16 protein-coding genes are annotated in these 14,946 nt (G+C 33.1%); 13 read left to right on the top strand and 3 right to left on the bottom strand.

Features of this window, described 5'->3' with window-relative positions; genetic code table 11:
• The first annotated feature begins 13 nt into the window (after positions 1-13).
• The gene (locus M663_RS14885) at positions 14-667 is read left to right on the top strand and encodes an ABC transporter permease (protein WP_273702736.1); all 654 of its coding nucleotides are present in this window, start codon (positions 14-16) and stop codon (positions 665-667) included.
• 173 nt (positions 668-840) lie between these two features.
• Positions 841-1,305, top strand: coding sequence for a hypothetical protein (locus M663_RS14890; protein WP_029689162.1), 465 nt, complete (start codon positions 841-843; stop codon positions 1,303-1,305).
• A gap of 143 nt (positions 1,306-1,448) precedes the next feature.
• On the opposite strand, the gene M663_RS0112600 is transcribed toward M663_RS14890, so the two are convergent.
• Positions 1,449-1,688, bottom strand: coding sequence for a hypothetical protein (locus M663_RS0112600; RefSeq protein WP_029689163.1), 240 nt, complete (start codon positions 1,686-1,688; stop codon positions 1,449-1,451).
• 110 nt (positions 1,689-1,798) lie between these two features.
• Here M663_RS0112600 and M663_RS0112605 point away from each other — a divergent pair, with 110 nt between their 5' ends.
• From M663_RS0112605 to M663_RS0112655, 11 genes are all read left to right on the top strand, one after another.
• Positions 1,799-2,686, top strand: a complete 888-nt coding sequence (locus M663_RS0112605) for an ABC transporter substrate-binding protein (protein ID WP_273702738.1) — start codon at positions 1,799-1,801, stop codon at positions 2,684-2,686.
• Between the two features lie 605 nt (positions 2,687-3,291).
• Positions 3,292-5,205 (top strand): HTH domain-containing protein, encoded by a 1,914-nt coding sequence (locus tag M663_RS0112610; RefSeq protein WP_029689165.1) that lies wholly within the window; start codon positions 3,292-3,294, stop codon positions 5,203-5,205.
• A 16-nt stretch (positions 5,206-5,221) separates the two neighbouring features.
• A complete protein-coding gene (locus M663_RS0112615; RefSeq protein WP_029689166.1) occupies positions 5,222-6,358 on the top strand; it encodes an amidohydrolase/deacetylase family metallohydrolase in 1,137 nt (378 codons plus the stop codon).
• Positions 6,351-6,749, top strand: coding sequence for a PRD domain-containing protein (locus M663_RS0112620; RefSeq protein ID WP_029689167.1), 399 nt, complete (start codon positions 6,351-6,353; stop codon positions 6,747-6,749). The genes M663_RS0112615 and M663_RS0112620 overlap by 8 nt, the downstream gene beginning before the upstream one ends.
• Complete coding sequence (locus tag M663_RS0112625) at positions 6,742-7,122, top strand: glycine-rich SFCGS family protein (protein WP_029689168.1); 381 nt, start codon at positions 6,742-6,744, stop codon at positions 7,120-7,122. Before M663_RS0112620 ends, M663_RS0112625 begins: the two co-directional genes overlap by 8 nt.
• The gene (locus M663_RS0112630) at positions 7,115-7,450 is read left to right on the top strand and encodes a DUF4312 family protein (RefSeq protein WP_029689170.1); all 336 of its coding nucleotides are present in this window, start codon (positions 7,115-7,117) and stop codon (positions 7,448-7,450) included. The genes M663_RS0112625 and M663_RS0112630 overlap by 8 nt, the downstream gene beginning before the upstream one ends.
• Positions 7,451-7,478: 28 nt before the next feature.
• The gene (locus M663_RS0112635) at positions 7,479-8,261 is read left to right on the top strand and encodes a DUF4311 domain-containing protein (RefSeq protein ID WP_029689171.1); all 783 of its coding nucleotides are present in this window, start codon (positions 7,479-7,481) and stop codon (positions 8,259-8,261) included.
• 2 nt (positions 8,262-8,263) lie between these two features.
• Positions 8,264-8,920: a DUF4310 family protein gene (locus tag M663_RS0112640; protein WP_029689172.1), complete on the top strand. Its 657-nt coding sequence runs from the start codon at positions 8,264-8,266 to the stop codon at positions 8,918-8,920.
• Positions 8,921-8,967: 47 nt separating this feature from the next.
• A complete protein-coding gene (locus tag M663_RS0112645; RefSeq protein WP_029689173.1) occupies positions 8,968-10,068 on the top strand; it encodes a DgaE family pyridoxal phosphate-dependent ammonia lyase in 1,101 nt (366 codons plus the stop codon).
• A 13-nt stretch (positions 10,069-10,081) separates the two neighbouring features.
• A complete protein-coding gene (locus M663_RS0112650; protein WP_029689174.1) occupies positions 10,082-10,801 on the top strand; it encodes a KDGP aldolase in 720 nt (239 codons plus the stop codon).
• The gene (locus tag M663_RS0112655; RefSeq protein WP_029689175.1) at positions 10,801-11,601 is read left to right on the top strand and encodes a Cof-type HAD-IIB family hydrolase; all 801 of its coding nucleotides are present in this window, start codon (positions 10,801-10,803) and stop codon (positions 11,599-11,601) included. The genes M663_RS0112650 and M663_RS0112655 overlap by 1 nt, the downstream gene beginning before the upstream one ends.
• A 145-nt stretch (positions 11,602-11,746) precedes the next feature.
• Here the strand turns inward: M663_RS0112655 and M663_RS0112665 are convergent, their stop codons facing one another.
• The gene (locus M663_RS0112665; RefSeq protein ID WP_029689176.1) at positions 11,747-13,021 is read right to left on the bottom strand and encodes a bifunctional diguanylate cyclase/phosphodiesterase; all 1,275 of its coding nucleotides are present in this window, start codon (positions 13,019-13,021) and stop codon (positions 11,747-11,749) included.
• Between the two features lie 51 nt (positions 13,022-13,072).
• Complete coding sequence (locus M663_RS0112670) at positions 13,073-14,626, bottom strand: FapA family protein (RefSeq protein WP_029689177.1); 1,554 nt, start codon at positions 14,624-14,626, stop codon at positions 13,073-13,075.
• Between the last annotated feature and the right edge of the window lie 320 nt (positions 14,627-14,946).

The raw sequence follows: 14,946 nt of genomic DNA on the forward strand, positions 1-14,946 counted from the left end.
TTTCCAGTTGCTTATGCGGAATAGATTAACAGTAGTAGGGCTTATCGGAGTTTTAGTAATTGTTTTAATGGGAATTTTTGCTCCTTTTATAGCAGAAAAGCCTAAAGGATATGGAAGTGAAATATTGTTGTCACCTTCAACAAATCATTGGTTCGGGACCGATAATTTGGGGTTAGATATATTTGCTGAAATGGTGTGGGGTGCAAGAACGTCACTTTTTGTATCGCTTGTTGCAGTTTTAGTTGCAATTGTGATTGGAGTTCCTGCTGGTATGATATCGGGATACAAAAAGGGGGTGATAGGTTCAATTATAGACAGTTTAATTGATATTTTTCTTACTTTGCCCATTTTGCCGTTAATGATAGTAATAGCAGCTGTCATTGGGTCATCGATTTTGAATGTAGCTGTTATCATAGGAATATTTTCTTGGCCCTCGTTGGCAAGGGTTACTAGAAACGCTACTTTAAAAATTTCGGAATTGCAGTTTATAGAAGTTGCAAAGTGTTTAGGAATACCGACAGGAAACATTATTTTCAAACATATTTTGTTAAACATAATGGGGCCTATTCTGGTAAACATTACTTTAATTATGGCTACAGCTGTATTATCTGAAGCAGGATTAAGCTTTTTAGGCCTTGGAGACCCCACAACCTGGTCTTGGGGGTAATTCTTAAAAAGGCGTGGGAGAATGGTGCCGTTATTGATACTCCGAATCCTTGGTGGTGGTTTTGGCCTAGTGTTTTTGTTACATTTTACGTAATTTCTTTTAATCTTTTAGGAACTGGTATAAATGACATTTTAAATCCGAAACCAAATGATTAATTAGTGGAGGGGATATTTTTGTATGACGTTATAATAAGAAATGGTTTGATAGTAGACGGAACAGGGAAGCCTGCGTACAAAGGCGATATCGGTATAAGAGGGGAAAAGATTGCTAAAATTTCGCCTTCGATTGATTCTAATGGAGATATAGAAATAAATGCTGAAGGCAAAATCGTGATTTCAGGATTCATTGATCCGCATGTTCACGAAGAATGGGTATGTTTTGTAGATGGTTCATATGAACTTTTCTTGAGACAAGGAGTAACTACTGTTGTCAATGGTAATTGCGGACACTCTATAGTGCCTGGACCAGAAGAAAATATTATTGAATATTACTGGAATAATGGTTTGATGAGCTTTAAACAGAGGGACAGATATAAAAAGACTTTTCCAAAATGGATGGACTTTAATGGATACGCTGAGGCGGTTGAAAAAAAGGGAACAAATCAAATTTTGTTACTCTACTGGGACATGGAACAATAAGATGGACTGTGATGAAAGAATCACAAAAAAGACCTCCTACTCAAGAAGAAGCAAAAAAAATTGAGGAAATTATAAGACACAATATGGAACAAGGAGCATGGGGTAACTTCATCATCCTTCTCCTTTCCTAAATTTTTTATAGCTTAATGAGTTTTTCTTAATACTTTTCCAACAAAAGGTTTTTTCAATGTGCCAGCATCTAATGCTACTTTACCGTTAACCAATACATGTTCAACTCCTGATGCCATAATAAAAGGGTTGCGGCAATTTACTTCTTTCGGAGATGGAAAACTATATTTTTCTAAGTCTATTACTGCAATGTCTGCAAAATATCCTTCCTTCAGTTCACCCCTTTCCTTTATGTTAAAATGTCTTGCCACCATGGAAGTATTGCGCCTAACTACAGATGAAAACGGGAAAAAATACCTTATATCATTAAAGACTATAAAATGAGTGACGATGAAAAAGAATATACGATAGTCATACATGACTCATCAATTGGCACGACGGAGTCCCGTTTACTGCTGAAGATATAGCATTTACGGCAGAGTATACTGTAAAGCACAAATTAGGTTTTGGAGCTGATATGTTTGCGAACGTGGAAAAAACGGAAGTAATAGATAAAACAACGGTAAAGTTTTATTTAAAGAAACCTCAGGTAAACTTCTTGTCTCAGGTAGGTTTTTGGATAAACATAATGCCAAAGCACATCTTCGAAAAAGTAGAAGACCCTATGAACTTTAATTATGACGGTACCGGATACGGACCTTTTAAACTGAAAGAGTATAAAAAAGGTGAGTATTATACCTTTGAAAGGGTTCCTAATTGGCCTTTAGCAAACAATGGTTTAGGTGCTTATTTAGAGACGGTGACTTTCAGAGTTTTCCCCGATCACAATGCTTTGTTATTAGCAATGAAAAATGGTGAAGTACATGTCTCTGGGTCTGCTATGCCTGTAGCATCTCAGAAACAATTGGAAGCCTCTCCTGACAAATTTGGAGTATTAAAGGTTATGTCCCTGGGGTATGGTTATTTTGGATTTAATTATAAGAATGAGCTTTTAAGAGATAAAAATGTAAGGAAAGCAATTGCTATGACAATTGACCGCGATGCGATAGTCAATACGGCGCTTCAGGGCGGTGCCGTAAAAATGGAAACACCTATTTCTCCGGTATACAAGGACCTGGTAAAGTCAAACATTAAATTCCCACCGTTTGATTTAGAGGGAGCCAAAAAAGTACTAGAAGATGCAGGATATAAATTAAATAGTGAAGGAATTAGAAAGAAGAATGGAAAGAAACTTGAGTTTGAATTAATATATCGAACCACCACGATTAATGCTGATTCTATTGGGGAAAATCGCCTGGGTTGCTTGTATTGAAGGGGCTGCGCCTATAGAAAATGAGTTGGATCGCATAGACATCCTTTATGGATTAGGCGTACAGGCGATGGGTATCACTTATTCTGAATCAAATGCTTTAGGCAGTATTGATCATGTGTTGTTTGGTATAGATTCACTTTATGGTGATCATGTAGGTTTGCACCATGTATTCTCATCAAACTTATCAACTAAAGAAACCAGTAATAAAATCGTGAATATGAGGAAGTTCCATACGTAAAAAGCTTAGAGAATCCTACCGAAGCTTCGTGGAATATCTTAAGATGGTTGGTAAAACATGGATATTCAGATAAAGAAATTGAAAAAGTAATTGGAGGAAATGCACTGAGAGTTTTAAAGCAAGTTTGGAGTTAGTAAAGTTTTGCTAAGAGGCAGGCATTAGAAAATGCTTGCCTTTTTTGTGGTGCGCCCGGCATGAGTGTTAACTTTTGGATAAGGTAAGAGTGTAAAGTGCATTAAGGACGATTTAAATAGAATATAACGAGTTTCAAAAATTGCACTATTGTTGGTGAAAGAAATGATTCTTGTTAACTAATTAAAGTTTAAGTATAATTTATTACAAACAAAAGGTTAGGAGGGAAAATAGTTTGTTACTTCCTGGCCGTGTAAATAAAATTTTTAGTATGTTATTAGAATCATCAAAACCCCTGCGGATTAAAGATATTGCACGTGAGTTTCAAGTAAGTGAACGTACAGTAAAATATGACCTTGATTTACTCAGAGATTGGTTAAAAAAGTATGATATTAATCTTTATTCAAAACCCAATGTAGGAATATGGATAGATGAAAGAGATAAAAATACTCGAATTAGTAATGAGTTAAAAAGAGATTTAAGTTTAAATGAGGGATTATATGGTTTTTTTGAGCGTCCAGAGAGAATTAGACGGCTTACTTTAGAATTGTTAGTGAATGATTCGTTTTACAAAATCAGCGATTTAGCTGAAAAGTTTGAAGTTAGTCGAAATACAATTGTGAGAGATTTAAACATAATAGAAAAAGATTTAAAACAAAGGCATCTTGTGATAGAAAGGACTCGGCAAGGGATAAGAATAAGAGGTTCTGAATTTTATCGGAGGCTTGCTCTAGAATATCTTGTTCAGAGTACTATGGAAGAAAAAGAAATGAACAAAATTATTATGAATGTAATTAAGGAAAAAGTTGGAAAGGAAGAAAAATTTTTATTAATCCAAAGTGTGCCTTTTTTATCTAAACAAGAACTGGAATATGTTTTTTCTAAGATACGTTTGATTATTTCCAGAATAGAAAATGAGTTGGAAATAATGCTTTCCGATAGAATAATCATTAATATATTTATTCGTCTTATAATTACAATTCAACGTTTAAAGAGGAAGAAAAATGAAAACTTAGATTTTATGACAACGATTAATATTCAACAATTAAAAATGCAAAAATTATATCAAATTTTTAAAGAAGTATTAAATGGGCCTCCTTTTTTGAATTTTATTTTTACCGAATCTGAACTCATATATATAAGTCTTCCTACGATAGAAATAGTACAGCCTCTATTGGATGATATAAAAAATTCCGAGTATAGAGGAATTGATGTATATGAAAAAACAATAGAGTTAATTAAAAGGATGACAATAAAAACAAAAATTAACTTCGAAAAAGATGATCAATTATTAAATGCGCTATTGGTTCATCTAAAAGATAAAGTTGTGAAATTTAGATTTGGCATTATAGACCCTAATCCTATACTAGGTGCAGTTATTAGCTCTTTTTCTACTATGTTTCACTTGATTAAAGAATGTGTTTATGAGGTATTTAAGGAGGAGGATATTTATTTCACGGATGCTGATTTAGCCTATATTGTATTGCATTTTCAAGCTGCTTATGAGAGACAGAAAAAAAATTATTTATTTAAGGCATTAATTGTGTGCAATACAGGCAGAGGGACAGCTCAATTACTAAAAACAATGCTTGAAAATGAAATTCCTGAATTAAAAATCATTGGAACAAGTTCAATATTTACTTTAAAAAGACAGATAGAATTAAAAAAACCAGACTTGATTATTAGTGTAGTTCCGATAGAAGATATAACCATTCCTTTTATAAAAGTTCATAATATACCTACAGAAGATGATATACTACGGATTCATAAAATAATTAATAAATTACAAAAAAATTCTTCAACAGAGTTGTTTTGTCCCTCGGTTGAGGGAGAAAATTATTTTGAACCAGTGATTGCTGAACAATTTGTACAAAATATTATTTTTAAAGGGTATGTATTAAGCCAAAAAATTATTCAAGAATTTAAGGATAATCTTAGTGAAGAACGAGCAGAAGGTTTAAAACTTCATATTTTACTTTTAGCTGGTAGAATTGCTTTTAATTCATTTTATGATTTTGAATATACGGATTACAATTATAAATTTAATTATTCTTCTGAAATGCGTGAACGACTAGAGAAAATATTAAAAGAAAATGAAATTAATATTCCAGAAAGCGAAATAATAGCTATTTTGCAATATTTTAAATGAGAGGAGAAAATAGTAAATGAAGATTGATTTACTTGTTAAAAACGGTTATGTAATAGATCCTGGTAATAAAATGAAAGGCAAGTTTGATATAGCCATAGATAACGGGAAAATTTTAGGTATTTACCAGCCTAATACTTTTTCGGAATATTCCACAGAGAATGTGTTAGATGTTTCCGATTGCATAGTAGTACCAGGATTAATTGACCTTCATGTACATGTATTTCCAATTAAAACCGTATTAGGAATTTCTGCAGATCATGTTGGAGTTAATAAAGGAGTTACAACTGTAGTAGATGCCGGAAGTACAGGAGTTAGTTGTATTAACTTTTTTATTGATGAAGTAGTTAAAAAAAATATTACTCGTGTTTTACTATGGATTAATGTTGCTAGTCCTGGGTTATGTGAAGGGCTTTCAGAATTAGCTGATCTAAAAAACATAGAATTAGAAAAACTAGAAGAAGTAATTAAAGAGCATGGTCAAGTAATTCATGGGATAAAAGTTAGGATGAGTTCTTCGGTTGTAAAAAACAATGGAATCAAACCACTTGAAATTGCTAAAAAAATTGCTCAAAAAGTTAAGCTTCCTCTTATGGTCCATATTGGCAATCCACCACCAGATCTTAATGATATTTTAAGTTTATTAGAAGCAGGCGATGTAGTTACTCACGCTTTCCACGGAAAGAAAGGAGGGATATTAGATGAGGATGGAAAGTTAATATTGGAAGCAGAGAATGCTTTAAAAAGAGGGGTTCTATTTGATGTAGGACATGGTACTTCGAGTTTTAGCTTTAAGGTAATGAAACGTGCTAGAGATTTAGGAATTGTTCCTCATACTATCAGCACAGATATTTATCTTGATAATATAACTGGGCCTGTTTATAGTTTAGTTACTACCATGACTAAATTCATTGCCTTAGGATATTCTTTAGAAGAAGTAATAAAAGCTACTACAAGTATGCCAGCTAAGGTACTTCGTATGGAACATGAAATTGGCGGTATTAAAGAAGGAAACATAGCAGATATTTCCATTTTAAAATGGAACCAATCTCCTATTAAGCTTGTTGATTCTGAAGGTGAAGAAATAGTTGCAGAGAAGTTCTTGTTACCATTATATACAATCAAATCTGGAAAGGTTTTGAAGTGCAATGGATGAAGTTAAGAAAATATTAAAAGAAGTAATAGAAGAGATTTCTAAGAAAGAAAAGATAACAGAAAAAGAGAGAGAGGAACTATTTGAGTTATTAAGATTAGTTAAATTAAATGAAAAAGATGGTAAATTTTCTTTTTCGTTTGATCGTTTGGTTTTAATAGGATATCATTTATTGGCTTTTATTAAGAGATTAGAAACAAATGAAAAATTACCACCTGTTGAACCAGGGTTATGGAATGAAATTTCACCAGAGGTAAAAAAATTGAGTATTGAAGTTTTGCAAAAATATGTGCAAAGGTTTAAGAAAGAATTAGACAAAACAGAAATATTTTTATTAGCGGTTCATTTTGAAGTGTCTAAAATTAAATGTGTAGGAGGAAAAAATAATGCATGATAAAGTGAGGGTGGTAATTGGTGATCGACTCGGGAAGGGACAAAAAGTAGCAAAAGGTGTTGAAGAAGCAGGTGGAATTGCAATTGTGATTCCAGGTGTAGGCGCAGATATGAAAGTTGGTGATGTAATGAATAAGGAAAATGCTGATTTTGGAATTGCTTTTTGCGGAAGTGGAGGGGCTGGTGCTTTAACTGCTCAAACAAAATATGGCTATCCAGCAGAGTATGGACTTCGTTCTATTGATGCAGGTATTACTGCGTTAAGAGAAGGTAAAAGAGTCCTTGGTTTCGGCTTTATGGACATTGAAGAACTTGGTAGGAGATTAACAGAAGAATATATAAAATTAATTAAGAGAGAGAATAAAGATGTATAAAGAGTTTGATCGTACATTAAGATTTGAAGAAAAAGGTGAAACTATTGAAGAAGTATTTAATAAGATGTTTTCACAAATAAGGAATAAACTTTCATATGAGATTAAAGATTTAATAATTAGAATTGAACCAAAAGATATTGAGGTTGTAGAGGCAAAGAAGATCGTATTTACTGAAAGATTTTTAGGGCTGTTTTTCCCGCGAAAGCGTAATTTGTATAAGGTTAAAGCTATGATAACAGTGAGGGTAGGAGTGATAGAAATTTCGCAAATAAAATTTGAAGAAATAGATGATACGCCTACGTTACTAAAACAATTTTTAAAAATTTAGAGTAAAGGAATAGAAGGGAGTGTTTGGGATGACTATCGTGATAATCTTAAAATCAATAATTATTGGGGCTTTGGTAGGATTTGGAGTTGGAGCAGGTGCTGCAAGAATGTTTCATGCTCCTACAGTTCAGGGGATGGGAGCATTTCGAACATTAGGAGAATTAAATGCTTGTCAAGGTGATCCAATTTCGCATTTTTCTTTTGGCTTGGGATTTTTATTTAACTCATGGGCAACGGTCATAGGAGCTGGTGCATTAACACAAGATGTTGAACATAGAATTATTCCAAACTGGGCTGCGGCATTACTTTTAACAAAAAATGGAAACGTGAAAGAAACCTTACACGATCCTAAAAAAATGGCAGTAGCTGGTGCTATCGTAGGAGCGATATTAATACCTCTTTTAAATTCAACAGCGGCGGCAGTTCCACAATCGTTACAAAATGTTGCGACAAAAGTTTTGGTACCGGCCGCCAATTGGCTAATCAATCCTGTTATGCCCATAATATTCTGGTTGGCAGCACTTGATGCAGGAAAACGGACAGGTATTTGGGGAACAATTTTAGGTGGATTAGCACATTTGATAATGGGAAATGCTGTACCAGGTATTGTTTTGGGAATTTTGATAGGAAAGGGTGTAGATGATTCTGGTTGGAATAAAATTACAAAAACTTTAGTAACTACTGTTATTATTTTGTTTGTATTAAGTGGATTTTTCCGGGGTTTCGATGTAGCATTACTGAAAAGCATGAATATTGGAATACCCCAATGGTTAATTAATCTTCATAAATTCTTTGGAATGGTGGTGAAATAAAAATGGAAGATATAAAAATAGAAGATAAAAAGCTTGGTTTCTGGTATTCAGAATGGGGATTTATTGTATTTGTGATGGCTCTTGCTACTGGTATTTTTGGTGGAACTCATTTATATTACACATATCATGTTGGGGCATTCAATGACTTGGCTGTTGTTGCTTTACTAGAAGCTGGACTTAAGGGAGGCGGATTTGGCGCCGCAGCTGCCTTTGGAGGAGCTTTTTTATTCGCACGTGTTATAGAAGGTCCATTGGTAGGAATTTTAGATATTGGTGGTTCTTTACAAACAGGAGTAGGAATTGGAATACCAGCGTTGATGCTTGGAGCAGGCTTTACTGCTCCGCTTGAATCGTTTCCTTTAGCCTTACTAACGGGTGCTATTCTTGGAGCTATAATTGGAGCTGTAATAATTTCTATTCGAAAGTTTACAGTTGATAAGATAGACTCTACATTCGGAGCAGATATTATGATGGGAGCAGGTAATGCTGCTGGACGATATTTAGGGCCTTTGATTGTAATTTCTGCTGTCATGGCTTCTATTCCAGTAGGTTTAGGGGCTATTATTGGAGCTGCAGTTTTTTATGCGTACAAAAAGCCAATTGCAGGGGGAGCTATACTTGGAGCGATGTTAATGGGAGTTTTCTTTCCAATTCAATAATAATTTGCAGGCAGGTTAACCTGCCTGCTTTTATGGAGGTTGTGGTTATGAGTATTTACCAAAAATACGGTTTAAAAAAGATTATAAATGCAAGCGGTAAAATGACTGCTTTGGGAGGCAGTGCTGTAGATACGAAGATAGCACAAGCAATGTTTGAAGCTGCGCAAGATTACGTTGATGTTCAAGAATTAATGTTAAAGGCAGGTAGAATAATTGCTGAAATTACGACGGCGGAAGATGCATGCCCGACAGTAGGTGCTGCTGCTGGCATTGCAATTTCTGTAGCTGCTTTAATTGCAGGGAAGAATTTAACTCTTATTGAGCAGTTACCGTATAGTGAAGGTTTGAGAAATGAGGTTATCATCCAAAAAGGACATTCGATTAATTTTGGAGCTTCTATACTACAAATGATTAGATTAGGTGGAGGTAAAATAGTTGAAGTAGGCCAAACAAACTATGTTGAAAAAAGTCATATTATAGATGCAATTTCAGAAAAAACTGTTGCAATTTTCTATGTAAAATCACATCATGCTGTTCAAAAAGGTATGTTATCTCTTCCTGAAATAATTGAAATTAGCAAAGAAAATAATATTCCAATAATTGTAGATGCAGCTGCAGAAGAAGATATACAGAAATATATTCAAATGGGGGCGGAGCTTGTAATATATAGTGGCGGTAAGGCTATAGAAGGTCCTACTTCAGGTTTTATTTGTGGAAAAAAAGAACTAATTGAAGCTTGTCGTTTGCAGTACAAGGGTATTGGAAGGGCAATGAAAGTTGGGAAAGAACAAATTATGGGTTTAATTGCTGCATTAGAGATTTATAAAAATAAAGTAGAAGACATAGAAAAACAATTACAGCAAGTTCAATGGATAGTTGATCAGTTTCAAAATATCGATGGAATAACTGCTTCGGTTGTGCAGGATGAAGCTGGAAGAAAAATTTATCGTGCTCAATTAAAATTTGACGAAGAGAGATTAAACATTTCAACGCATGAAATTATACAACAATTAGAAAGAGGGGAACCTGCAATTTTTACTAGGAATCATTATGCAAATTTAGGTATTATAAGTATTGATCCTCGTCCTTTGCTTCCAGGGCAAGAAAAAATAATTGTTAATCGAATAAAAGAAATTTTAAGAGTATAATGAGGTGTGAAAAATGGAAGTTAGATTAAATGTATTAGCAAAGAATTTAAAGAATGCTAAAGAGATTGTAGAGGTAACAGAAGGAAAAGTATTTATTGGGATTTTGACAAAAGAGTTCGATTCTACAGAAGAAGCGATTAAAAAGGTTTTTGAATTTCAAAATGCAGGAATACCTGTTTCTATTGGACTTGGTGCAGGGGATCCACTACAATGGCAAAAGGTACTAGAGTTTGCTATTGCCACTAAGCCCGCACACGTAAATCAAGTTTTCACGGCAGCAGGGTATACTTTAGGAGCATTAAAAGCAGTTAAAAGTGAACATACCATAGTAAATGCTCTAATTAGACCTTCTGGTATACCAGGAAAAGTATTTATTTCAACAGGACCAACTAGTGAAAAATACTTAGAAATGGTGTCATGTGATTTAGCAGCAGCGATGTTGGCGGAGATAGGTGTTCCTTCAGTAAAGTTTTTCCCAATAGAAGGAAACAAACGGCTTGAAGAAGTAGAGGAAATGGTTAAAGCGTGTATTAACCACGGTATAACTATTTTTGAACCAACAGGAGGAATTGACAAAAAATCATTACCTTCTGTTCTAGAAGTTTGCTTGAAAAATGGTATTCAGACTGTGATACCTCACGTTTACACTTCAATTATTGATAAAACAACAGGTTTAACAAGAATAGAAGATGTGGAAGAATTAGCGACAATTGTAAAGAGAGTTGTTGAATAATGCGGGATATTCGCCTTACAGTAGTTGATATTGACGGGACTTTATTAGATTCAAATGGTAATCTTCATCCGAAGACAATATCAACAATGAAGAAAGTGCAAAAGAAAGGAATCCTTGTTACATTAGCTACAGGTAGGACATTTCGTTCTACCTGTACAATTGCAAAATTGTTGGGAATTAAAATTCCTGTGATTTGCTATAATGGAGCTTATATATCAAGTATAGGGCAACCTCCACTTTACACGTTTCCAATCTCAAGAGAAAAAATTAAGCCTATTATTAAAATTTTAGAAGAAAATAATTATTATATAAAATTTTATGCGGATGATTGTTTATATGTTCAAGAGGCTATAGAAGAGACTTATCTTTTCTCAAAAATACATAAGGTTCCTTTTGTGGAAGTGGGAAAAGGTAAACTTTCTCATCTAAATAAAGATCCTTTAAAAATTGTGGTATATGATACTCCCGAACGCATTAAGAGCGCATTAGAAATGTTTAAACCTTTGAAAGATGAATTTACCTTTATTATAGAAAATGATAATTTTGAAGTTAATTCTAAAAATATAACTAAAGCTGTGGCTGTAGAATTACTTTGTAACTATTTGGGTATTTCAATGGATCAAGTTATGGCATTTGGTGATGGAGTAAATGACGTTGAGATGGTTGAATCTGTAGGAGTCGGAATTGCAGTTGAAAATGCAATTCCTTTACTAAAGGAAAAAGCAGATTTTATTACTAGCTCAAATGATAAATTAGGTGTTGCACGTATGCTAGAAAAAATTTTTCTAGACGACAGTTAAAGGGGAATTAAAAGGATATAGAAAGATTGTGAGGGTCACCCGCTTCAATGAAATTATTCCAAAAAAATGGCAACTAATCCTATTAGAATAAAAAGTAAAGTTGTTATTTTTACATTTTTCAGTATGTTTTTACTTCCTTTTACGTTCACGTTCTAAACATCAATTCTATCTCCTCTGAAGTTTTAGGTCTCGATATATAATAGCCTTGTATTTTGTCACAACCCCATTCCTTTAGCATACTAAGCTGTTCCCCTGTTTCTACCCCTTCCGCTACGACTTCATAGTTCATTTCCTTTGAGATATACAAAATTCCCTTAATTAATGTTTTTACTTTGTTTTCGTCAATCCTGTCAATAAGGCTTTTGTCCATCTTAATAATGCTTATAGGAAACTCTACCATGTTTATTAAGGAAGAATATCCAACACCAAAATTATCTAGCGAAATCTTTATTCCCCTTCTTAAAAATTCGTCTATTTTATTTACCTTTTGCCCTTTAATGTCTAATATTTGAGTTTCAGTAAATTCTATGCCGATGAGATTTGATGGTATATTGTATTTACTAATAAGCTCATCAAATTTAAAGAAAAACTCATCCTCCCTAAGCTGAAGGGGAGAAACATTGATGTTAACCTTAAGCTCGATGCCCTTATTCTGCCAATCTTTTATTTGTTTAAAAACATCTTCAATAATAAAAATACCAAATTCTTTGATAAGACCAGTCTCTTCAAGCACTGGAACGAATCGAGAAGGAGAAATGTCGCCATATTTGTCGTTCTTCCACCTTGCAAGGGCTTCAACTTCCCTTATCCTATTTACTCTCAAATCATAAATAGGTTGAAATAAAAGGTAAAACTCGTTGTTTAACATCGCTTTCTTGATATCTAGCATCATTTCAGCTTTTTTGATGATCTTGTCCTCTATAGTTTTGTCAAAAATGACATATTTTGATTCGCCCAACTTTTTAGCTTCAAACATTGCAGCATCTGCTTTTCTTATAATATCATCTATATGTTCGCCTACTTTTGATACATAAATGCCTGCGCTCACTGTTGTTAAGATATCTTTTTCCTCAACTTTGAAAACATAATTAAACGTTTCTATAACATTTTCTATAACGCTTATTGCTTCATCCAAATTACAGTGGAAAAGGGCAACGAACTCATCACCTCCAAACCTGAAAATCTTTCCCTTTTCTTTTACTATTTCAAGCAGCATCTTGCTTATTTCAACTAACACTTTATCCCCAAAATGATGTCCATAGGAATCATTAATGTATGTGAAATTATCAAAATCAAGGAGTGCAACAACAAATTGGCAATTGCTAGAGCTATAATACTCATATAAAAAATATCTGTTTGGAAGATGGGTCAAATAATCATAATAATACTTCTTATCTCTAAGTTCCTTCCTCTTCAACACATAAATCATCCTTTCATATTCGGTCGACGGTTAAAAGCCAACTGCAACAAATTAAATAATGTCTTCAACGACTTTTTCATCTTTGTCTAAATATAATTTTATTTTTTCACCATTTTTTAATTTGTAGCCTATTTTATCAAAGTATAATTCGACTCCTTCATAGCCGTAAAGAATTTTTACTATTGAATTTTTACTTCCCTTTAATAATACGTGACTGCCGACGCCAAGCGATCCGGCTTCTTTTATGAAAATATTTTTCTTAAATTCGATCGTACTCATTTTAACCTTACCATTAATGGAAACTGAACCATTTGTAGAAATTTTTGTATTATAACAACCTGCTTCTGAGGTTATAATTACGTCCTTCATAGCATAAATTTTGCTGTCATGAACCCATTTTGCAAGTATATGTCCCTTGTTTTCAGGTTCCTCGTCTAGAACACTTGATATGAAAAGGATTTTTTCAAAGATTTCTTTTAACGAATTCAAATGTTTTATAAGACCAATAATGTCGTAATCCAAAATGTTGTTAAGCGTTTTAACGAGACTTTTTAAATCCTCCAGAAGATTTTGAAGTACATTTGAACTGCGTATCATACTTATTTCCGTTGATGATGTTTTTAACTCTTCTTTTAAGGTTTCGATTAATTTGATTTTCTCGCTTAAATCTCTGGAATTATTCATAACAGTTGGTAGTTCTTTAATATGGGCAAAAATTGCCGATAATTTCTCAACAATAAGATTTACAGCGTGAAGTTCTATTTTATCAAAAATATTTTCTGGTAAAAAACCGGCATGTAATTGGCTATTAACAATTCCACCATAGATAATAATATTTTGACCTCCATGAATTGCTGATTCGTAAACTGAACCAAGTATCTGAACATTTCCTGAAACAATTATTTGATTACCTTTTTCGACATTTCCGTTTATTATAACATCACCATCGAATGTTACAGGTCTTGAATTTTTCGTGATACTTCCTTTGTAAATTAACATAGGAATAGAATTAAAAAAATATACAAATTTATCATTTTCGTCTTTTTTATGTACAATCGGTCTTATATCAGCCATTGCAACTATCTTATTTTCATCTTCTTTAAAAACTATGGAATTACTTAAAATTTTTACTTCAACGTCTCTTACAGGCGGTGCATTTATAATTCTACCCCTTACGCTAATTCCATTTTCACCTTTTATGGGTTTATGCAGATTTCCGATAACATCACCTTTTCTTGCAAAGGGTATACTTGCCATCTTAAATATATCTTCTTCAGAGAATGTTTCGGTATAAAGAATTCTCGGCTTATCGGTTTTTATGATAAATTCCAGATAACCATCCCTGCCACTTTTATATGGTATTCCTCTTGCTATTACTGCCTCTTTTTTATTTTGGGTATATACGCTAATTAACGCACTTTTATCTACACTTACTATAATTCCATTCTTACGAAGATCGCTTTCCAGTATATTTAAAAATTCATGAATATCTACATTATCCCAAGAAGAAGAAAGGGTTTTTTTCAAGGTTGCAACCATTTCATCATCCGAAATTTCTACAATAACCCCCATTTTCTTCAAAACATCACTTAATTCTATTTTCATAAAAACACCCCCGCATGTTAGGCACTTCAATGGATATTCTATATTCAAATATATATTTATTCTGATATCCATGCCTTATATACAGTTATTTGTCATCGGGCCGGCATTTGTCATCTAATGTAATATGGGTGATTATTTTTTTAGAAAAAGACAATATAAAATTTTTAGTTATTTTCAAGTTATAACTTATTTACAAAAGCAAAATATAAATAGCTAACTGTTTTGTTTTTTACATTATTATCTATTAAAGTACTATATTCGACAAAAAAAGCATAAATCCTTCTTAAAAATTAAAAAAAAAAAAAAAAAAAAAAAAAAAA

The organism is Thermoanaerobacter sp. A7A (assembly GCF_000445185.1).
Lineage (GTDB): Bacteria > Bacillota > Thermoanaerobacteria > Thermoanaerobacterales > Thermoanaerobacteraceae > Thermoanaerobacter.